Raw genomic sequence first — 18,970 nt, forward strand, 5'->3', positions numbered from 1 at the left:
GCGGGCCGCCGAACACGCTCAGTGCGTGTTGATCTGCTGGATACCCGCGAGCAGCCAGCCCTGGCTACCCGACTTCGCCAGGTTCCACACCTCGTCGAACGGTGCGGCCGACGCGCTCGCCGATTCGCGGATCAGGCCGTGGAAACGCACGCTCGCCGACTGCTCGATGCCGCGATCCTCGATGGCAACCAGCTCCGCGTCGAGCTGCACGACGTCGGTCTGGTTCGCCTCGTTGCCGCGCGAATCGAGGTCGATCTTGATCTCGGCGAACATTTCGGGCGTCGTGAACTCGCGAATGTCGGCCAGGTTGCCCTGGTCCCACGCCGCCTGCAGGCGCACGAAGTAGACCTTCGCGCTGCGCAGGAACGCTTCGGTGTCGAAGCCGGCCGGCACCTGGAGCGGTGCTGCCGCAGCCGCTGCCGTGCCGGCGGCCGCTGCACCGCCGCCGAACACGCCCTGCGCTTCGTTCGCATAGCTGCTGCCGCTGCCCGCGTAATTGCTGCCGGTATTGCTTTGCTGGAACGACGGGCTTTGCGAGTAGCCACCCGACGACGACGCCGAGCCGCCGACCGAGTACGCCGGCTCCTGCGGGCGACGGCGGTTCATGAACTTGCGGATCAGCCAGATACCGACCATCGCGAGCAGCGCGATCACGATGACGTTCGCCATCATGCTCGCGAATGCGCCGCCGAGGCCGAAGTGCGACAGCAGCGCCGCGATGCCGAGACCGGCCGCGAGACCGGCGATCGGCCCGAGCCAGCGCGAGCGGTTGGGCTGCGCGGCCGGCGTGGGCGTGGCCGGGTTCGCACGCTGCGCCTGCGACGGCGCGGCCTGCTGCATCGGCTGCTGTGCGGGCGGCGTGGCCTGGCGCTGCGTGACGGTGGAATTCTGCCGGCCGATGCTGCGCCCGCCGCCCATGCGCTTGGCTTCAGCGTCGAGCGATGCGAACGTGCCGGCCGTGAGCAGGCCGACCATCAGCAGTGTGCCGACTCGTCGAGCCCACGGCTTCGACGGCTTGCTACGGTTGAACAACGAACGCGTTTCGGACATCAGCTTCTCCAAATGTAAGGCGAATGTATGGAAAGAACCCCTTAGTACTTGGTTCCCATGTGTAAAGCTACCACGCCACCTGACAAATTGTAATATTTGACGGCATCGAGGCCCGCTTGTTCCATCATCGTCTTCAGCGTGTCCTGATCGGGGTGCATCCGGATAGATTCAGCAAGATACCGGTAACTTTCAGCATCTTTCGCGAACTTGTCGCCAAGCCACGGTAATACTTTGAAAGAATACAGATCGTACGCTTTTTTCAGCGGATCCCAGACTTTCGAGAATTCCAGCACCATCACGCGGCCGCCGGGCTTCGTCACGCGGCGCATCTCGGCCAGCGCGGCGTCCTTGTGGGTCATGTTGCGCAGCCCGAACGCGACCGTGACCACATCGAAGTAGTTGTCCGGAAAGGGAATTTTCTCGGCGTCGCACAGCAGCGACGGCGTCACGAACCCCTTGTCGAGCAACCGGTCGCGGCCGACGCGCAGCATCGATTCGTTGATGTCCGTGTGCCACACCTCGCCCGTCGGCCCGGCCGCCTTCTTGAACGATTTCGTCAGGTCGCCGGTGCCGGCCGCGATATCGAGCACCTTGAAACCGGGGCGCACGTTCGCCTGCGCGATCGTGAACGCCTTCCACGCGCGGTGCATGCCCGCCGACATCAGGTCGTTCATCAGATCGTAGTTGCTCGCGACCGAATGGAACACTCCCGCCACTTTCTTCGCTTTTTCGTTTTCCTCGACGCTTTCGAAGCCGAAGTGGGTTTTGCTCATCGCGTTGATCCTCAGTAAATGGCAAGACGGCGCCGAGCGGGCGCCGTCGATTTCAGTGGCAGTGGCCGTGCGGCGCGGAGGCCGCCTGCATCGGTGCGTCGCGCTCGACGCCCGCCGCCTTCAGTTTGTCGAAATAGTCGCGCCACAGCGCGTCCTGCTGCGTCGCCAGCTCGTACAGCAGATCCCATGAGTAGATGCCGGTCGAATGGCCGTCGGAGAAGGTCGGCTGCAGCGCGTAGTTGCCGACGCCCTCGAGCGCCGTGATCGTCACTTCGCGCTTGCCGGTCTGCAGCGTCTCCTGTCCGGGCCCGTGGCCGCGCACCTCGGCCGACGGCGAATAGACGCGCATCAGCTCGAACGGAATCCGGTAGCTGTCGCCGTTCGGGTACTGCAATTCGAGCACGCGCGACACCGCGTGCACGACGACGCCGGACGGAATCGGCGTCGTGGAAGTCAAACCGCTCATGGCTGCCTCGAATCGGTCATGCGTTGAATTTCCTCGCGCACCGCATTGTGCAGCAGCGAGGCCTGCGCAGCGCGCGAGCGCAGCAGCGCCTCGGACACGCCGCGCTGGCGCGGCGCCCAGACGGGCTGCGGGAAGTGGGCGTCGTTGGAAAAGCGCGGGATCACGTGCCAGTGCACGTGCGGCACCATGTTGCCGAGGCTCGCGAGATTCACCTTGTTCGGCTGCATCACACGGCGCACGGCCCGCTCGACCGCGTAGACCACGCGCATCAGGTGTGCCCGCTCGGGTTCGCCGAGATCGGAGAATTCGGCCACGTGCGCGCCCCAGATTACCCGGCAGAAGCCCGGATACTCGTGCTCGCCCGTCGCGAGGACGACGCGCACCGCATCGTCGCGCCAGAGCAGCTCGCCGCCGTCTTCACGGCAAAACACGCATTCCATCGTCGCTCCCATGTGGACGGGCGCCGGCATTGCTGCGCCGGCGCCCGCTCATTCCTGGCCCGGTCGGGCGGTCGTCATGCCCGCATTAGACCAGCACGCGCTCGATCCCGCCATTGTTCGCGCGTGCGACATAATCGGCCATCCAGTTCTCGCCGAGCACCTGACGCGCAATTTCGACCACGATGTAGTCGGCTTCGAGGTTCGCGTCCTCGCTGTAGCGCGACAGGCCCTGCAGGCACGACGGGCAGCTCGTCAGGATCTTCACGTCCGGGCCGTTCGCGGCCGCGGCGGCCGGCGCCGCCGCATCGCCGGCCACGACCGGGATCGCGCGCAGCTTCGCGGCGCCCTTGCGGATCTCCTCTTCCTTGCGGAAGCGGACCTGCGTCGAAATGTCCGGGCGCGTGACCGCGAGCGTGCCCGATTCGCCGCAGCAGCGCTCGTTCTTCTCGATCTTGTAGCCGTCCTTTTCCGAACCCATCAGCTCGTTGACGAGCTTCACCGGATCCATCGTCTTGATCGGCGTGTGGCACGGGTCGTGATACATGTAGCGCGTGCCCGACACGCCGTCGAGCTTCATCCCCTTCTCGAGCAGGAACTCGTGGATGTCGATGATCCGGCAGCCCGGGAAGATCTTGTCGAATTCGTAGCCGGCGAGCTGGTCGTAGCAGGTGCCGCACGACACGACCACCGTCTTGATATCGAGGTAGTTCAGCGTGTTCGCGACACGGTGGAACAGCACGCGGTTATCCGTGACGATCTTCTCGGCCTTGTCGTACTGACCCGAGCCGCGCTGCGGATAGCCGCAGCACAGGTAGCCCGGCGGCAGCACCGTCTGCACGCCGGCTTCCCACAGCATCGCCTGCGTCGCGAGGCCGACCTGCGAGAACAGGCGCTCGGAGCCGCAGCCCGGGAAGTAGAACACCGCTTCCGAATCGACGGTCGTCGACTTCGGGTTGCGGATGATCGGCACGATCTTGTTGTCCTCGATGTCGAGCAGCGCGCGCGCCGTCTTCTTCGGCAGGTTGCCCGGCATCTTCTTGTTGACGAAGTGGATCACCTGCTCGACGACGGGCGGCTTGCCGGTCGTCGCGGGCGGGTGCTGCGTCTGCTTCGTCACGACCTTCTTCAGCATGTCGTTCGCGAAGCGCTGCACCTTGTAGCCGACGCCCATCATCACCGTGCGCGCGGCGTTGATCGTCTGCGGATTGGTCGCGTTCAGGAAGAACATGCCGGCCGCATTGCCGGCGTTGAACTTCTTCTTGCCCATCTTGCGCAACAGGTTGCGCATGTTCATCGTGACGTCGCCGAAGTCGATCTTCACCGGGCACGGCGTCGCGCACTTGTGGCACACCGTGCAGTGGTCGGCCACGTCGTTGAACTCATCCCAATGCTTGATCGACACGCCGCGGCGCGTCTGCTCTTCGTACAGGAACGCCTCGACCAGCAGCGAGGTCGCGAGGATCTTGTTGCGCGGGCTGTACAGCAGGTTCGCGCGCGGCACGTGCGTCGCGCACACCGGCTTGCACTTGCCGCAGCGCAGGCAGTCCTTCACCGAATCGGCGATCGCGCCGATGTCGGACTGCTGCATGATCAGCGACTCGTAGCCCATCAGCCCGAAGCTGGGCGTATAGGCGTTGCGCAGATCGGCGCCGTCGAGCAGCTTGCCCTTGTTGAAGCGTCCGTTCGGGTCGACGCGCTGCTTGTACGCGCGGAACTCGGCGATCTCGTCGTCGGTCAGGAACTCGAGCTTCGTGATGCCGATCCCGTGTTCGCCGGAAATCACGCCGTCGAGCGAGCGCGCGAGCTTCATGATGCGTGCGACCGACGCGTGCGCGTCCTGCAGCATCTCGTAGTTGTCGGAGTTGACCGGGATGTTCGTGTGAACGTTGCCGTCGCCCGCGTGCATGTGCAGCGCGACGAACACGCGGCCGCGCAGCACGCGCTTGTGGATCGCCTGCGCTTCGTCGAGGATCTGCTTGAACGCGCCGCCGTTGAAGATCGCGCGCAGCTCCGCGCGGATCTCCTGCTTCCACGAGATGCGGACCGTGCGGTCCTGCGAGATGTGGAACACGGTCGCGCCCGGCTGTTCGTCCGCGCGATCCGCGAACCTCTCGGCGAGCGCCTCGTAGCCGAGCTGCACGAGGTAGTGCTGCGCCTCGCGCAACGGCTGGTCGAGCCGGTCGCGCACGAATTCCCAGCGTGCGCGCACGCGCTTGAGCAGTTCCAGCGCCTGCTGCACGCGGTCTTCCAGCAGTTCGGCGCTCGGGATTTCGTTCGCATCGTCGGTCTTGCCGAGCGGCAGGTTGCCGCCGCGGAAGAACGCTTCCAGCGCGTCGACGAGTTGCAGCTTGTTCTTCAGCGACAGCTCGATGTTGATCCGCTCGATGCCGTCGGTGTACTCGCCCATCCGGTTCAGCGGGATCACGACGTCTTCGTTGATCTTGAACGCGTTCGTGTGCTTCGCGATCGCGGCCGTGCGGCTGCGGTCGAGCCAGAAGCGCTTGCGCGCCTCCGCGCTGATCGCGACGAAGCCTTCGCCGCTCTTGCCGTTCGCCATCCGGATCACTTCGGACGTCGCGTGCGCCACTGCGTCGGCGTCATCGCCGACGATGTCGCCGATCAGCACCATCTTCGGGAACGCGTTGCGCTTGCTCTTCGTTGCGTAGCCGACCGCGCGCAGGTAGCGCTCGTCGAGGTGCTCGAGACCCGCGAGGATCGCGCCGCCCTGCTTCGACGTCTCGAACAGGTAGTCCTTGATCTCGACGATGCTCGGGATCGCCTCGCGCGCCTGGCCGAAGAACTCGAGGCAGACGGTGCGCGTGTGCGCGGGCATCTTGTGCAGCACCCAGCGCGCGGACGTGATGAGCCCGTCGCAGCCCTCCTTCTGCACGCCCGGCAGGCCGGCGAGGAACTTGTCGGTCACGTCCTTGCCGAGCCCTTCCTTGCGGAACCGGCGGCCTTCGATCTCGAGCATCTCGCTCTTCAGCAGCTTCTCGCCCGGCGCATACGCACCGTCGAACCACTTCAGCTCGAAACGCGCGACCGCGATGTCGTGGATCTTGCCCTGGTTGTGCTCGTGGCGCGTGACTTCGAGCCAGTTGCCGTCCGGGTCGACCATCCGCCACCAGGCCAGGTTGTCGAGCGCGGTGCCCCACAGCACGGCCTTCTTGCCGCCCGCGTTCATCGCGACGTTGCCGCCGATGCACGATGCGTCGAGCGACGTCGGATCGACCGCGAACACGTAACCGGCCGCCTCGGCCGCTTCCGTCACGCGGCGCGTGACGACGCCCGCGCCGGAGAAGATCGTCGGCACCTTGTGCGCGACGCCCGGCAGTTCGGTCAGCTCGACCGCGCCGAGCTGCTCGAGCTTTTCCGTGTTGATCACCGCGGAGAACGGCGTGAGCGGCACCGCGCCGCCCGTGTAGCCGGTGCCGCCGCCGCGCGGGATCACGGTCAGGCCGAGCTCGAAGCAGGCCTTGATCAGCGCCGCGATCTCGGCTTCGGTGTCGGGCGTCAGCACGACGAACGGGTATTCGACGCGCCAGTCGGTCGCGTCGGTCACGTGCGACACGCGCGACAGCCCGTCGAAGCGGATGTTGTCCTTTTCCGTGCAGCGGCCGAGCGCCTTGGTCGCGCGACGGCGCAGGTCGGCCATCTTCTCGAATTCGTCGGCGAAGTCATTGACCGCGCGCTGCGCGGCGGTTTCGAGCATCTCGACACGCAATGCGCGCTCGCGGCCCGCGTCGTCGCGGTGCGCGGTGAGATCGGCGTTGCGGCGCTTGCCGATCTCGGTCAGGCGGTGGTTCAGCGCCTCGATCAGCAACGCGCGGCGCTTCGGGTTGTCGAGCAGGTCGTCCTGCAGGTACGGGTTGCGGCGCACGACCCAGATGTCGCCGAGCACTTCATACAGCATCCGTGCCGAGCGACCCGTGCGGCGCTCGGCGCGCAGTTCGTCGAGCACCGACCACGCCTCTTCGCCGAGCAGGCGGATCACGATCTCGCGATCCGAGAAGGACGTGTAGTTATAGGGAATCTCGCGCAAGCGGGGCGCGGGGTCGGCGGCGACGGCGGCGGCCGCGCCATGCGGATCGAAAACTTGTGGTGCGTTCATGTTCGGACGACTCGGAGGGCCGATACACCGTGCACGGGCGTCGGCAAGCGCGTAGGCGCAATCTTGGGGAAATCTGTTCTGTTACCAGACGCGCGGCTGTCCTTCATGGGGCCGGAGCGGGCGACTTGCCCCTCCTGGCCGGCGACAGGGCCTGGCGGCACTCGGAACGATCAGCACGATCGCGCGCGGCGCGCATGCCGTTCGGCCGCGGGGCTGGCTGCGCGCGGCGTCGGCTTCAACGGTGCGATCCGAGGGTGCCTCTGCATCTTCCGAATCCTTGATTCAAAACGGAATTCTAACCCATGATCGCACCATCCGTGACACGCCGGACAGGTCGTGGGGCTATCGCCGCCAGCCGCGCCGGGCGGGGTTCGGCGCGGTTTCGTGCGATCATTCGCCGCCCGTCCGGTCGGTAACCATTCGGTTAAGCCGGTAAAAAAGGGACGTTCCGTGTCGCGAACGCCCCGTCCGCGCGGCGCCGCGACCACTCGCCCGGCATGCCGCTTGCATGCGGGCGGACCCTTGGCGCTATCATTGACCCTTTACCGTCTGCTTCCGCACTGCACGCGAGCGCCCATGGCATCCCACGATTACCTGAAAAAAATCCTCACCGCGCGCGTCTACGACGTCGCGATCGAGACGGAACTCGAACCCGCCCGCAACCTGTCGGTCCGGCTGCGCAATGCCGTATACCTGAAGCGCGAGGACAACCAGCCGGTGTTCTCGTTCAAGCTGCGCGGCGCGTACAACAAGATGGCGCACATTCCGGCGGACGCGCTCGCGCGCGGCGTGATTACGGCATCGGCCGGCAACCACGCGCAGGGCGTCGCGTTCTCGGCGGCCCGGATGGGCGTGAAGGCCGTGATCGTCGTGCCGGTCACGACGCCGCAGGTGAAGGTCGATGCGGTGCGCGCGCACGGCGGCCCGAGCGTCGAGGTGATCCAGGCGGGCGAATCGTACAGCGATGCGTATGCGCACGCGGTCAAGGTGCAGCAGGAGCGCGACCTCACGTTCGTCCACCCGTTCGACGATCCGTACGTGATCGCCGGCCAGGGCACGATCGCGATGGAGATCCTGCGCCAGCACCAGGGCCCGATCCACGCGATCTTCGTGCCGATCGGCGGCGGCGGGCTCGCGTCCGGCGTCGCGGCATACGTGAAGGCCGTACGCCCGGAGATCAAGGTCATTGGCGTGCAGGCCGAGGATTCGTGCGCGATGGCGCAGTCGCTGGATGCCGGCGAGCGCATCGAGCTGAGCGAAGTCGGCCTGTTCGCGGACGGCACGGCGGTGAAGCTCGTCGGCGAGGAAACTTTCCGGCTGTGCCGCGAATTCCTCGACGGCGTCGTGACGGTCAACACCGACGCGCTGTGCGCGGCGATCAAGGACGTGTTCCAGGACACACGCAGCGTGCTCGAGCCGTCGGGCGCGCTCGCGGTCGCGGGTGCGAAGCTGTACGCGGAACGCGAGGGCATCGAGAACCAGACGCTCGTCGCGGTCACGTCCGGCGCGAACATGAACTTCGACCGGATGCGCTTCGTGGCCGAGCGCGCCGAAGTCGGCGAGGCGCGCGAAGCCGTGTTCGCGGTCACGATCCCCGAGGAACGCGGCAGCTTCAAGCGCTTCTGCTCGCTCGTCGGCGACCGCAACGTCACCGAGTTCAACTACCGGATCGCCGATGCGCAGTCCGCGCACATCTTCGTCGGCGTGCAGATCAAGCGCCGCGGCGAATCGGCGGAGATCGCCGCGAACTTCGAGTCGCACGGGTTCAAGAGCGTCGACCTGACGCACGACGAGCTGTCGAAGGAACACATCCGCTACATGGTCGGCGGCCGCTCGCCGCTCGCGCTCGACGAACGCCTGTTCCGCTTCGAATTCCCTGAGCGGCCGGGTGCGCTGATGAAGTTCCTGTCGTCGATGGCGCCGGACTGGAACATCAGCCTGTTCCACTACCGCAACCAGGGCGCGGACTACAGCTCGATCCTCGTCGGGCTGCAGGTGCCGCAGGCCGATCGCGCCGAATTCGAACGCTTCCTCGCGGCACTCGGCTACCCGTATGTCGAAGAGAGCGCCAACCCGGCTTACCGCCTCTTCCTGTCGTAAAGGCGTCCCACGATGAATCCCGAACATTCCCCGCTCGGCAAGGCCACCGTCTACGCGGCGCAGTACGACGCGTCGCTGCTGTTCCCGATCCCGCGCGCCGGCGCGCGCGAGCAGCTCGGCATCACGTCGGCGCTGCCGTTCTTCGGCACCGACATCTGGAACGCGTACGAGCTGTCGTGGCTCAATGCGCGCGGCAAGCCGCAGGTCGCGGTCGCGACGTTCTACGTGCCGGCCGAATCGCCGGCCATCGTCGAATCGAAGTCGTTCAAGCTGTATCTCGGCTCGTTCGCGCAGTCGAAGTTCGACTCGATCGATGCGGTGCGCGACGTGCTGAAGCGCGACGTGTCGGCCGCGTGCGGCGCGACCGTGTCGGTGCAGCTCGTGTCGGCGCACGATTTCGGCAAGCTCGAGATGGAAGAACTCGACGGGCTGTCGCTCGACCGCCTCGATCTCGATACCGACATCTACGAACCCGATCCGTCGCTGCTGTCGGCAGCCGTTGACGAAGCGCCGGTCGAGGAAACGCTCGTGTCCGACCTGCTGCGCTCGAACTGCCCGGTCACGGGCCAGCCCGACTGGGGCAGCGTGCAGATCCACTACGTCGGGCCGCAGATCGACCACGCGGGCCTGCTGCGCTACATCATCTCGTTCCGCAATCACACGGGCTTTCACGAGCAATGTGTCGAGCGGATCTTCCTCGACATCATGCACGCGTGCAAACCGGTGAAGCTGGCGGTGTATGCGCGCTATACGCGCCGTGGCGGGCTCGACATCAACCCGTTCCGCACGAACTACAACCAGCCGATGCCTGACAACGCGCGGACTGCGCGGCAGTAAATGCAAGGGGACTGGCGGGCATGTGGAAGCCCGCCAGCACCGCCTGCTTGCGAAAAGAATGTCTTTCTAGTTCGGTGCGAACACATCGGCTTGGCACTTCGGGCAATACAGGTAGATCGTTCGACCATCGGGCATCGAAATGAAGCCGCGCCTTGCCTGGTCTATTCTCCATTTCGCCGAACCACCACCCGCGACACGTGCCTTGCCTTCGGCATAGCAATTCGCGGCGTCCAGATCATGGCTGTATGCCCGTTCTGTTACGCGGCTCGCACGCTTGAAAAACGCGCGGACATCCGCCTGCCGAAGAACGAACGTACGACACGTATCTGCCGTTTCGTCCCCGCTGATGTCAGCCGACCACGCGCCGTTCGTGACGATTTCGACTGACTCTGGCACAACCGTGGGTAAAGCCCCTCCAGGCGACGTACCATCGGGCAATGTACCCGCAACCGCGCTGTGGTCGAGCACGAGCGCCAACATCAAAACCGCGAGTCGAATCACCATTGCCCCTTCGCCGCCTCTGTGCGGTTCTTCCGCGATACTGCCGGATGGCGAAAAACCTCTGCCAACGGCACATTGAGTGTTACCGAAAGTCCATGGATGAGCCATCGAAGCGAGTCATTCTGAGCTTCCGGCGCCGCGACGTAGGTTCGTCGGTCAGGGTTCGGTTCATTGAGCGGGAGTGCTTCACCGACCAATTCCACGCCAATGCTGTCTGTATTAGAAGGGTAACGGTCCGGGACCGCCTTGCGCATCTCACGCCGGTTTTCGCCACGCGGGTCAAAACGGCGAAGTTGCTCCAGTTCGACCGGCGTGCAACGCATTTCGGCAACACAGCGCGCCTTGAGACGACCAACATGCCAAGTCTGCTTCTTCAAAGATGCCGTCTGATAAATCGTTCCATCTTTCTCAATCAGAAAATGCGCCCCGCTGGCAGACGCATTCTGATAGCTACTGAGAGCAGAAGCCGCCGTTGAACCGCCAGTTTGATGGACGACTACTCCGCTAATCCTCGGCATCTCACCACGCTCGATCTGAGCTTTTCTGGCCCGCACTACGCGTGGACTAAGAGAGTGTTTCAAAAAGAGTCGTCCGGGCGCTGAAGCGTTCGCCAGCAGATCAGGCAACAGGCGAGTTTGAGGAGCCCTTCATGGATGTCGGCACGACGCTCAAATCGTGTACGAAGACGGCGGAATCCGTGCAGCCAGGCATTGGTACGTTCGACGACCCAACGTACTTTGCCAAGACCGCTGCCGTGAGGTTCACCGCGTCGGGCAATCGATGTGGGAATCCCGGCAGCGTGCAACGGCCGGCGATATTTGTCGTGGTCGTAAGCCCGATCGGCATAGATCCGGCCAGACTTGCGCAAGGGGCGACCACGCAAACCGCGAACCGGTGGGATGGCGTCGACCAGTGGCAGCAGTTGCGTGATGTCGTTGCGGTTCGCGCCCGTCAGGATGATCGCGAGCGGCGTGCCGTTGGCGTCGGTGGCGACGTGATGTTTGGAACCGGGTCGCGCACGATCGGTGGGGTTCGGTCCAGTTTTTCGCCCGCCCCAACTGCTCGAACAGAAGTGGAATCGATGACGACACGAGAAAAGTCGATCCGATCGGCGGCACGCAGCTTCGCGAGCAGGATCTCGTGGAGCCGATCCCAGACGCCGACCTGTTGCCAGTCGCGCAGGCGGCGCCAGCAACTGATGCCCGATCCGCAACCCATCTCGGCAGGTAGTTCGTTCCAGCGAATGCCGCTCTTGAGTACGAAAAGTATTCCGGTCAGCGCAGCCCGATCGGCTACGGGTTTGCGCCCCGGGTACCGGAAGCGTCTCGGCTTTGCTGGTGGCAAAAGTGGTTCGATCAATGCCCACAATTCGTCGTCGATGATCGGCCTGGTCATCTCCTCGCTCCGCATGTCACAACGGTCGAGGTTAACAGCTTTGTGTTCGAGTTAACAGATGGCTAACGCTCTTTTTGAAACACTCTCTAACAACCATTCCATTGAAATCAATCGAGAGCATTCAATACCCGCATCATATCGCCGCAATCTTTCCGCCGATCGCTTACGTTCATGCCTTCACCCGTCATGCACACCGGCTAACTCGGCTTTCGCGATAGCTCGGCCATTCGTCCGGTGTCCCATTTCCGTTCAACCGCTGCGCGATACAGCATCGCCAGCGTGATCGACTCCCGTTTGAGGTCGTGCGGTTGACGAAGCACCCATCGCCGGAACAACGAATAACTTCCCTCGCCTTCCATCAGGAAATACCGGTGAAAATCGAAGTCGCCGGTATCGATGCAAAATCGCTCAAAAAAGTGGCCCATGAAATCGTCGGCTTCATCGACGGTCTGGCCAAGATCCTCCCAAAGCCTCGTGGCCACGGACAGCGGCATCGATTTGCCAAGCCCTGCTTCGGATCTGACGAAGGCCTCGATCTCGTCCCACTGCACGTTTTCCATCAAAACACCTTGCACTCTGGTTCAACAAGACAGTTGTACTCGGTGATCGGGCCACGCACCCGCGCCGATAGCCGCCGCATCCCGCCGGATAGATGTGTCACGTTGAGGCCCGTTGAAAAAAGTTCGTCACACAATGCAAACTCTCGTTGCCGCTCATACCCCGCTTCAACCGCATTGCATTTGAACGTTCCCAGCCCATCTGCTCGCCGAGCGCCCTCATCCATGCATTGCCTCCGTCATGACGAAACAAGGCCGGTGCACGCAAATGCACCGGCCTTGTTGCACAGCTCCTACCCTTGCCGAGTTGCTTCGCCGATGCCTTGTCCGCGATGTGGTCGATGATCATGCTCGACCGCACGCACGCGTGTGCCGACGGGCGACACGAACACCGTGTTGAACTACGCGAAATCGTGCGCGTCGCCGACCCACACGTCGCGGCGCACGACGTGCTCGAGCCTTAACCGGCTTCCTCCAGGATCGCTGCGCATGCGCGGCTACACGTCTCGGCGGGCTCGCCATTAACCCGTTCCGCATCAACTGGAACCAGCCGACGCCGAGACGTCAGGTTGCAGTCATCGCGGGAGCCAGATGGCCCGAAATCAGCCCTGCAGCGGCCGCACAGGGAGGATCTCCACCAGCCGCAACAGGTAGCCATCAGGGTCCTGCACCAGCACCTCGACCTGGCCGTGCTCGATGTCGCCCTCCCGATACCAGGACGTGCGCGGCTCGACGAACAGCGCCACGCCAGCGGCGCGAATCCGGCCGAGGATGGGGTCGAGCGAATCCACCTCGATCTGCAGATTGATCCCCCGCCCGAACGGCGGCGTCAGCGGCCCCGTCAACCAACTCTCGGGGCTCTGCTGTTCGAGCATCAGTTGAGCGCCCCCGATCTCGAGGTACGCGAAGCCGTCTTCCGGACGCTCGAAGCGAATCCGGAATCCCAGCACGTCACGATAGAAGCGCACGCTTCCTGCAAGGTTCGAGCAGATCAGCTCCGGCACCAGCGCAGCCCATTCCATATTCTTCCTCCCGGTAAAGTCGTACGGCACGTTACACGAACGGGTGGAATGCGTTGCGGCGGTTGCGGTCACGCAGCGGAACCCGGTCCTTCAAGCCAGGTGCCGCACATGAAAAAACGGGCCCTGCGCACACGAATGCGCAGGGCCCGTCACATCTCGGTTCGCCGTCGGCGTGTTACTTCGCCGGCGCCTTGTACGCGATGCAGTCGACCTCAACCTTGCAGTCGATGACCATGCTCGATTGCACGCACGCGCGCGCCGGCGGATGCTCGCCGAAGTACGACACGAACACCTTGTTGAACGACGCGAAATCGCGCGCGTCATCGAGCCACACGCCGCAGCGCACGACGTGCTCGAGGCCGTAGCCGGCTTCCTTCAGGATCGCGATCACGTTCTCGATCGTCTGCTTCGACTGCGTGACGATCCCGCCTTCGACGACCTCGCCGTTCACCATCGGCGTCTGGCCCGACACGTACAGCCAGCCGTCAGCCTCGACCGCACGTGCGAACGGCATCACCTGGCCGCCGGTCCCCTTCGCTTCGCCCACGCCATATCGTTTCATCGTTTCACTCCTCATATTTCAGTTACGGATGCGCGCGCCGGCAGCGGCACGCGCGGGAGATCGGAACACCTGCCGCGCTCAGAACGCGGCGTCGGCACTCGCCGCCACGCGCTCGCCGCGCGCGACGAAGCCACCGGCGCGCTCGCCGGTCGGCTGGCCGTTTTCGTAGGTCAGCACGCCGTTCACCCACACCGCGTCGATCCCGTGCGCGGGCTGCTGTGGCTTCTCGAACGTCGCGGCGTCGATCACGCTCGCCGGATCGAACAGCACGAGATCGGCGTGGTAGCCGACATGCACCTCGCCGCGCTTCGCGATCCCGTAGCGGCGCGCGGACAGCGACGTCATCTTGCGAATCGCTTCCTCGAGCGGCAGCAGGTTCGTGTCGCGCACGTAATGGCCGAGCACGCGCGGGAACGCGCCCCACAGCCGCGGATGCGGCAGCGGATCGTTCGGCAGCCCGTCGGAGCCGACCATCGTCGCGGGGTGCGACAGGATCCGGCGCACGTCGTCCTCGGACATGTTGTGGTACACCGCGCCGGCCGGGCGGATGCGTTGCGCGGCTTCCTGCTCGGTCACGCCCCAGTCGGCCGCGATCGCCTTGAGCAGCTTGCCCGCGACTTCCGGATGCGGCTCCGACCACGTGATCGTGATGTCGATGTCGCCCGTTACCTGCTTCAGGTCGAGCGTCGACGAGCTGCGGCTGTACGGATAGCAGTCGCAGCCGACCGGCTGGTAGCGGCGCGCGCCTTCGAGCGACGCGAGCACTTCGGTGCTGCGCCCCCAGTTCGACGGGCCCGCGCATTTCAGGTGCGAAATCACGACCGGCACTTGCGCATGGCGGCCGACGCGATACGCCTCGTCCATCGCATCCAGGATCGCGTCGAATTCGGTGCGCATGTGCGTCGTGTACAGCGCGCCGGCTTTCGCGAGCGGCTCGGCGAGCGCCATCACTTCCTCGGCCGGCGCCGCGAACGCGGAGCCGTACGCGAGGCCCGACGACAGGCCGAGCGCGCCGTTCGCGAGCGCCTCCTCGAGTTGCGCGCGCATCCCGGCGATTTCGCCGTCGGTCGCCGCGCGGTCGAGGCGGTCCATCTGGTTGTTGCGCAGCGCCGTATGGCCGACCAGCGCCGCGACGTTGACGGCCGGGCGCGCGGCGTTGACGGCCGCGACGTAGTCGGCGAAGGTCGGGTACCGGAACGCGCCGCGCTCGCCCAACAGGTTCATCGGGTCGGGCGGATCGCCCGCGAGCGTCACCGGCGACGCGCTGATCCCGCAATTGCCGACGATCACGGTCGTCACGCCCTGCGAGATCTTCGGGATCATCTCCGGCGCGCGGATCACGTGCGTGTCGTCGTGCGTGTGCACGTCGACGAAGCCCGGCGCGAGCGCGCGGCCGTTCGCATCGACGACGTTCTCGGCCAGCCAGTTCGACAGGTTGCCGATCGCAGCGATCACGCCGTTGCGGATCGCGACGTCGCGCGTGACAGGCGGTGCGCCGGTGCCGTCGTACAGCTGCGCGCCGACGATCAGCGTATCGGCGGCTTCGGGATGCGAATGCATGGTCAGTCTCCTACCGGTTGACGGTCTCCGCCGCCGCGGTGCGCATCGAGCGCGTGCTTGATGCGGCGCAGCGATTCTCGGCCCGCATCGCCGAGCCGCATGGCGACTCCGGTGACGAGCACGTCGATCGCCATCATCATCGCGTAACGCGATGTCGAAGGCTTGTAAATGAAATCGGTTTCGAATGCGACGACCGGGATCAGGTGGTCGGCGAGCTTCGCGAGCGGCGACGCCGGCGCCGTGATCGCGATCAGCTTCGCGCCGTAGCGCTTCGCGAGCCGGCAGCTCTCGAGCAACTCGGGCACGCGCCCGCTCACCGACAGCGCGACGACGACGGTGTCGCGCGACAGCGTGGCAGCCACCATCCGCTGCAGCACGCTGTCCTGGTAGCTCGCGACCGGCCGGCCGAAACGCACGAGCCGGAAGCGCAGCTCGTCGGCGAGCGCGGTCGACCCGCCGCCCTGCCCGTACACGTAGGTCATCTTCGCGGCGGCGAGCAGGTCGGCCGCGGCCTCGAACGACGTGTTGCGCAGCAGCTGGTGGTTGTGCGCGAGCGCCACGCGGATCTCGTCATAAACCATCGACGCGGGACTCGCGTCGGCGGCCGGCGCGTCGTCGGACGGCACCAGGAAGCGCTGGCCGACGGCCGCCGCCTGCGCGACGAGCACCTTCAGTTCGCGTACGTCGCGGCAGCCCACGGCCTTCGCGAAACGCGTGACCGTCGCGACGCTGACTTCCGCGTCGCGCGCGAGCGCGCCGATGCTCGCATGCGCGGCGCGCGCCAGATCGGCGAGGATGAACGCGGCAACCTTGCGCTCGGCTTCGCGCAGCTCGGGCGCGCATTCGGCGATCCGCGCGACGATGTCGAGGAGCGGCGGGGCGGCCGGCGCCGGATGAGGCTCGGCCGCGAGCGGAGCGGACGGGGAAGCGGGCGTATTCATCTGCTGATAAGGGTGCGGGGCTTGATGTTACTAAATAACATCACCGCGCCGATGCTACTTTCTGTACCATCTGCGTGTCAACTTCGGTGCAATGCATAGTGATGATGGAGCGGGATGACATGAAAGTTACAAACTATCAGGAAGCGACGATCGACCCGTTCGGCAAGGGTCTGGGCAATCTGCCGAGCGCGAGCGTGCCGCTCGGCGACGCAGGCCGGCTCGAATGGAACCTGCTCGCGGAAGACGTCAGCCTGCCGGCCGCCGTGCTCTACGAAGACCGCGTCGAACACAACCTGAACTGGATGCAGGCGTTTGTCCAGAAATACGGCGTCCAGTTCGCGCCGCACGGCAAGACGACGATGGCGCCGCAACTGTTCCGCCGCCAGCTCGACGCCGGCGCGTGGGGCATCACGCTCGCGACCGCGCACCAGACGCAGGCCGCGTACCACGGCGGCGTGCGCCGCGTGCTGCTCGCGAACCAGCTGATCGGCCGCCAGAACATGACGCTCATCGCCGGGCTGCTGTCCGATCCCGAGTTCGAATTCTTCTGTCTCGTCGATTCCGCCGAGAGCGTCGACCAGCTCGGCCGCTTCTTCGGCGACGCGAAGAAATCGCTGAACGTGCTGATCGAGCTCGGCGTGCCGGGCGGCCGCGCGGGCGTGCGCGACGCCGCGCAGCGCGAAGCCGTGCTGGCCGCGCTCGCGCGCTATCCGGACACGCTGAAGCTGGCCGGCATCGAACTCTATGAAGGCGTGCTGAAAGAGGAAGGCGAGATCCGCACGTTCCTGCAGGAAGCCGTCACGCTCACGCGCGAACTCGCCGAAGCGGGCCGCTTCGCGCGCACGCCGGCGATCCTGTCCGGCGCCGGTTCGGCGTGGTACGACGTGGTCGCGGAAGAATTCAGGAAGGCGTCCGACGCGGGCTTCGCGGAAGTCGTGCTGCGCCCGGGCTGCTACCTGACGCACGACGTCGGTATCTACAAGAAGGCGCAGACCGACGTGTTCGCGCGCAACCCGATCGCCCGCTCGATGGGCGAAGGGTTGCTGCCGGCGCTGCAGCTGTGGGCATACGTGCAATCGGTGCCGGAAGCCGACCGCGCGATCGTCGCACTCGGCAAGCGCGACGCGGCGTTCGACGCGGGCCTGCCGGAGCCGGCGCGCCACTTCCGCCCGGGCCGCGACACCGCGCCGCGCGACGTCGCCGCGACCGAAGGCTGGGCCGTGACCGGGATGATGGACCAGCACGCGTACCTGCAGATCCCGCCGGGCGCGGACGTGAAGGTCGGCGACATGGTCGCGTTCGACATCTCGCACCCGTGCCTGACGTTCGACAAGTGGCGCCAGGTGCTCGTGCTCGATCCGCAGTTCCGCGTGACGGAAGTCGTCGAAACGTTCTTCTGACGCCCCCCCGCGCGCACCGCCCCGCCGCTCGCGCGGGGCGGCCGTCACGCGCGCTTCAATCTGCCGGAGTACACTGCGCTTTCGTCCTCGGGGCCCCTCGCGGCCGTTGCGCACGGCGCGAACGGGCCTTCAACGCTGCATCCCTGGAGAAAGCCATGGCCGCGAAGAAGATCCTGTTCCTGACCGGCGATTTCGCCGAAGACTACGAAACGATGGTGCCGTTCCAGGCGCTGCAGGCCGTCGGCCACCACGTCGATGCAGTCTGCCCGGGCAAGCGCGCGGGCGACAAGATCAAGACCGCGATCCACGATTTCGAAGGCGACCAGACCTACACCGAGAAGCCCGGCCACCAGTTCACGCTGAACGCGGCATTCGACGATGTCGATGCGTCGCGCTACGACGCGCTCGCGATCGCGGGCGGCCGTGCCCCCGAATACCTGCGACTCGATCCGAAGGTGATCTCGCTCGTGCGCGAGTTCGCCGAAGCCGGCAAGCCGATCGCCGCGATCTGCCATGCGGCGCAGCTGCTCGCGGCCGCCGACGTGATCCGCGGCAAGCGCATTTCGGCCTACCCGGCGTGCGCGCCCGAAGTGAAGCTCGCGGGCGGCGAATATGCCGACATTCCGGTCGACGCGGCCGTGACCGACGCGCCGTTCGTCACCGCGCCCGCGTGGCCCGCGCATCCGGCCTGGCTCGCGCAGTTCCTCGTGCTGCTGGGCACGCGCATCGAGCTGTAAGCCAGCACCGAATCGGGATGAGATGAAGCGGCAGCCGGCGGCGCGAACGCGCCGCCCTGCCCGCGCATCAGCGCGCGACCGGTGCCGAACCGGCGTCCGCGATTCGCGTTTCCAGCATCGCGAGCGCACCCGACAGCGCATTCAGCACGTCGTCCGGCAGTTGCGCCATCGTCTGTTCGAGAAACGCCTTGCGGCGCGGCAGGCACGCGTCGAACGCCGCGCGGCCTTCGTCGGTCAGCGTGACGTTGGTCACGCGGTTGTCGCGTGCATCGGATTCGCGCTGGATCCAGCCGAGCGCGTCGAGCGACTTCAACTGGCGCGTGAGCGCGCCCGGATCGATGCGCAGCACTTCGACGAGCTTCTTCTGCGACGAATGCCCGCCCATCGTGTGCAGCGCGACCATGATGCGCCAGCGCGGCATCGGCTGCCCGACGTGCGCTTCGAACGCGGTCATGAACGCGCGATACGTGCGTCCGAATTGCTGCAAGATCGCGACGCGGTCCTGTTCTTCCATGCGC

Annotated in this window: 19 protein-coding genes; 4 read left to right on the forward strand and 15 right to left on the reverse strand. The window is 65.6% G+C overall.

Annotated elements, in window-relative coordinates:
* Positions 1-18: 18 nt before the first annotated feature.
* The 5 genes from ACWMMN_RS14500 to ACWMMN_RS14520 all read right to left on the reverse strand — a co-directional run bounded on the left by ACWMMN_RS14500 (position 19) and on the right by ACWMMN_RS14520 (position 6,840).
* Positions 19-1,050 carry a Tim44 domain-containing protein gene (locus tag ACWMMN_RS14500; RefSeq protein WP_059236622.1) on the reverse strand — a complete coding sequence of 344 codons (1,032 nt, stop codon included), beginning with the start codon at positions 1,048-1,050 and terminating at the stop codon, positions 19-21.
* A gap of 41 nt (positions 1,051-1,091) precedes the next feature.
* On the reverse strand, positions 1,092-1,823 hold the full coding sequence (ubiE, locus tag ACWMMN_RS14505) for a bifunctional demethylmenaquinone methyltransferase/2-methoxy-6-polyprenyl-1,4-benzoquinol methylase UbiE (RefSeq protein WP_059233223.1): 732 nt from the start codon (positions 1,821-1,823) through the stop codon (positions 1,092-1,094).
* Positions 1,824-1,875: 52 nt separating this feature from the next.
* The gene (locus tag ACWMMN_RS14510; protein WP_069747065.1) at positions 1,876-2,289 is read right to left on the reverse strand and encodes a gamma-butyrobetaine hydroxylase family protein; all 414 of its coding nucleotides are present in this window, start codon (positions 2,287-2,289) and stop codon (positions 1,876-1,878) included.
* Positions 2,286-2,729, reverse strand: a complete 444-nt coding sequence (locus tag ACWMMN_RS14515) for an HIT family protein (protein WP_486422794.1) — start codon at positions 2,727-2,729, stop codon at positions 2,286-2,288. The genes ACWMMN_RS14510 and ACWMMN_RS14515 overlap by 4 nt, the downstream gene beginning before the upstream one ends.
* Positions 2,730-2,814: 85 nt before the next feature.
* Positions 2,815-6,840: a DUF3683 domain-containing protein gene (locus tag ACWMMN_RS14520; RefSeq protein WP_174993187.1), complete on the reverse strand. Its 4,026-nt coding sequence runs from the start codon at positions 6,838-6,840 to the stop codon at positions 2,815-2,817.
* Between the two features lie 576 nt (positions 6,841-7,416).
* Between ACWMMN_RS14520 and ilvA the strand changes: the two genes are divergently transcribed.
* The gene (gene ilvA / locus ACWMMN_RS14525) at positions 7,417-8,940 is read left to right on the forward strand and encodes a threonine ammonia-lyase, biosynthetic (RefSeq protein ID WP_059233219.1); all 1,524 of its coding nucleotides are present in this window, start codon (positions 7,417-7,419) and stop codon (positions 8,938-8,940) included.
* A 12-nt stretch (positions 8,941-8,952) separates the two neighbouring features.
* Positions 8,953-9,777: an NADPH-dependent 7-cyano-7-deazaguanine reductase QueF gene (queF, locus tag ACWMMN_RS14530; RefSeq protein ID WP_059233218.1), complete on the forward strand. Its 825-nt coding sequence runs from the start codon at positions 8,953-8,955 to the stop codon at positions 9,775-9,777.
* Positions 9,778-9,843: 66 nt separating this feature from the next.
* Here the strand turns inward: queF and ACWMMN_RS14535 are convergent, their stop codons facing one another.
* From ACWMMN_RS14535 to ACWMMN_RS14575, 9 genes are all read right to left on the reverse strand, one after another.
* Complete coding sequence (locus ACWMMN_RS14535) at positions 9,844-10,281, reverse strand: hypothetical protein (protein ID WP_155627114.1); 438 nt, start codon at positions 10,279-10,281, stop codon at positions 9,844-9,846.
* On the reverse strand, positions 10,275-10,904 hold the full coding sequence (locus ACWMMN_RS14540) for a peptidoglycan recognition protein family protein (protein WP_486422795.1): 630 nt from the start codon (positions 10,902-10,904) through the stop codon (positions 10,275-10,277). The genes ACWMMN_RS14535 and ACWMMN_RS14540 overlap by 7 nt, the downstream gene beginning before the upstream one ends.
* Positions 10,856-11,673 (reverse strand): IS5 family transposase gene (locus ACWMMN_RS14545; RefSeq protein ID WP_342702881.1). Its coding sequence is split into 2 segments (ribosomal slippage): positions 10,856-11,325 and positions 11,325-11,673, totalling 819 coding nucleotides; the frame shifts between segments, so codons are not numbered across the junction. Before ACWMMN_RS14545 ends, ACWMMN_RS14540 begins: the two co-directional genes overlap by 49 nt.
* A gap of 197 nt (positions 11,674-11,870) precedes the next feature.
* The gene (locus tag ACWMMN_RS14550; RefSeq protein ID WP_059233217.1) at positions 11,871-12,233 is read right to left on the reverse strand and encodes a DUF1493 family protein; all 363 of its coding nucleotides are present in this window, start codon (positions 12,231-12,233) and stop codon (positions 11,871-11,873) included.
* Positions 12,234-12,330: 97 nt separating this feature from the next.
* Positions 12,331-12,579: a hypothetical protein gene (locus ACWMMN_RS14555; RefSeq protein WP_155627113.1), complete on the reverse strand. Its 249-nt coding sequence runs from the start codon at positions 12,577-12,579 to the stop codon at positions 12,331-12,333.
* Positions 12,580-12,832: 253 nt separating this feature from the next.
* Complete coding sequence (locus ACWMMN_RS14560; RefSeq protein ID WP_059236620.1) at positions 12,833-13,252, reverse strand: bleomycin resistance protein; 420 nt, start codon at positions 13,250-13,252, stop codon at positions 12,833-12,835.
* Between the two features lie 175 nt (positions 13,253-13,427).
* Positions 13,428-13,814 carry a RidA family protein gene (locus ACWMMN_RS14565; RefSeq protein WP_006751946.1) on the reverse strand — a complete coding sequence of 129 codons (387 nt, stop codon included), beginning with the start codon at positions 13,812-13,814 and terminating at the stop codon, positions 13,428-13,430.
* Between the two features lie 78 nt (positions 13,815-13,892).
* Positions 13,893-15,374 carry an N-acyl-D-amino-acid deacylase family protein gene (locus ACWMMN_RS14570; protein WP_059233216.1) on the reverse strand — a complete coding sequence of 494 codons (1,482 nt, stop codon included), beginning with the start codon at positions 15,372-15,374 and terminating at the stop codon, positions 13,893-13,895.
* A 2-nt stretch (positions 15,375-15,376) separates the two neighbouring features.
* Positions 15,377-16,315 (reverse strand): MurR/RpiR family transcriptional regulator, encoded by a 939-nt coding sequence (locus ACWMMN_RS14575; protein WP_059233215.1) that lies wholly within the window; start codon positions 16,313-16,315, stop codon positions 15,377-15,379.
* Between the two features lie 119 nt (positions 16,316-16,434).
* Between ACWMMN_RS14575 and ACWMMN_RS14580 the strand changes: the two genes are divergently transcribed.
* Both ACWMMN_RS14580 and ACWMMN_RS14585 read left to right on the forward strand, forming a co-directional pair.
* Positions 16,435-17,715 (forward strand): amino acid deaminase, encoded by a 1,281-nt coding sequence (locus tag ACWMMN_RS14580; RefSeq protein WP_486422796.1) that lies wholly within the window; start codon positions 16,435-16,437, stop codon positions 17,713-17,715.
* A gap of 155 nt (positions 17,716-17,870) precedes the next feature.
* The gene (locus ACWMMN_RS14585) at positions 17,871-18,452 is read left to right on the forward strand and encodes a DJ-1/PfpI family protein (RefSeq protein WP_039360134.1); all 582 of its coding nucleotides are present in this window, start codon (positions 17,871-17,873) and stop codon (positions 18,450-18,452) included.
* Positions 18,453-18,519: 67 nt separating this feature from the next.
* Here ACWMMN_RS14585 and ACWMMN_RS14590 read toward each other — a convergent pair whose 3' ends face one another.
* Positions 18,520-18,966 carry a MarR family winged helix-turn-helix transcriptional regulator gene (locus ACWMMN_RS14590; protein ID WP_059233213.1) on the reverse strand — a complete coding sequence of 149 codons (447 nt, stop codon included), beginning with the start codon at positions 18,964-18,966 and terminating at the stop codon, positions 18,520-18,522.
* Between the last annotated feature and the right edge of the window lie 4 nt (positions 18,967-18,970).

The sequence above is a fragment of the Burkholderia cepacia complex sp. TUM26381 genome (assembly GCF_057439935.1).

What these genes read in the sequence shown, in the direction of transcription:
- ubiE (WP_059233223.1), bottom strand. Translation starts at nt 1,823, where the DNA reads ATGAGCAAAACCCACTTCGGCTTCGAAAGCGTCGAGGAAAACGAAAAA.
- ACWMMN_RS14555 (WP_155627113.1), bottom strand. Translation starts at nt 12,579, where the DNA reads ATGATCATCGACCACATCGCGGACAAGGCATCGGCGAAGCAACTCGGC.
- ACWMMN_RS14570 (WP_059233216.1), bottom strand. Translation starts at nt 15,374, where the DNA reads ATGCATTCGCATCCCGAAGCCGCCGATACGCTGATCGTCGGCGCGCAG.
- ACWMMN_RS14520 (WP_174993187.1), bottom strand. Translation starts at nt 6,840, where the DNA reads ATGAACGCACCACAAGTTTTCGATCCGCATGGCGCGGCCGCCGCCGTC.
- queF (WP_059233218.1), top strand. Translation starts at nt 8,953, where the DNA reads ATGAATCCCGAACATTCCCCGCTCGGCAAGGCCACCGTCTACGCGGCG.
- ACWMMN_RS14515 (WP_486422794.1), bottom strand. Translation starts at nt 2,729, where the DNA reads ATGGAATGCGTGTTTTGCCGTGAAGACGGCGGCGAGCTGCTCTGGCGC.
- ACWMMN_RS14585 (WP_039360134.1), top strand. Translation starts at nt 17,871, where the DNA reads ATGGCCGCGAAGAAGATCCTGTTCCTGACCGGCGATTTCGCCGAAGAC.
- ACWMMN_RS14535 (WP_155627114.1), bottom strand. Translation starts at nt 10,281, where the DNA reads ATGGTGATTCGACTCGCGGTTTTGATGTTGGCGCTCGTGCTCGACCAC.
- ACWMMN_RS14565 (WP_006751946.1), bottom strand. Translation starts at nt 13,814, where the DNA reads ATGAAACGATATGGCGTGGGCGAAGCGAAGGGGACCGGCGGCCAGGTG.
- ACWMMN_RS14500 (WP_059236622.1), bottom strand. Translation starts at nt 1,050, where the DNA reads ATGTCCGAAACGCGTTCGTTGTTCAACCGTAGCAAGCCGTCGAAGCCG.
- ilvA (WP_059233219.1), top strand. Translation starts at nt 7,417, where the DNA reads ATGGCATCCCACGATTACCTGAAAAAAATCCTCACCGCGCGCGTCTAC.
- ACWMMN_RS14560 (WP_059236620.1), bottom strand. Translation starts at nt 13,252, where the DNA reads ATGGAATGGGCTGCGCTGGTGCCGGAGCTGATCTGCTCGAACCTTGCA.
- ACWMMN_RS14580 (WP_486422796.1), top strand. Translation starts at nt 16,435, where the DNA reads ATGAAAGTTACAAACTATCAGGAAGCGACGATCGACCCGTTCGGCAAG.
- ACWMMN_RS14510 (WP_069747065.1), bottom strand. Translation starts at nt 2,289, where the DNA reads ATGAGCGGTTTGACTTCCACGACGCCGATTCCGTCCGGCGTCGTCGTG.
- ACWMMN_RS14590 (WP_059233213.1), bottom strand. Translation starts at nt 18,966, where the DNA reads ATGGAAGAACAGGACCGCGTCGCGATCTTGCAGCAATTCGGACGCACG.
- ACWMMN_RS14550 (WP_059233217.1), bottom strand. Translation starts at nt 12,233, where the DNA reads ATGGAAAACGTGCAGTGGGACGAGATCGAGGCCTTCGTCAGATCCGAA.
- ACWMMN_RS14575 (WP_059233215.1), bottom strand. Translation starts at nt 16,315, where the DNA reads ATGAATACGCCCGCTTCCCCGTCCGCTCCGCTCGCGGCCGAGCCTCAT.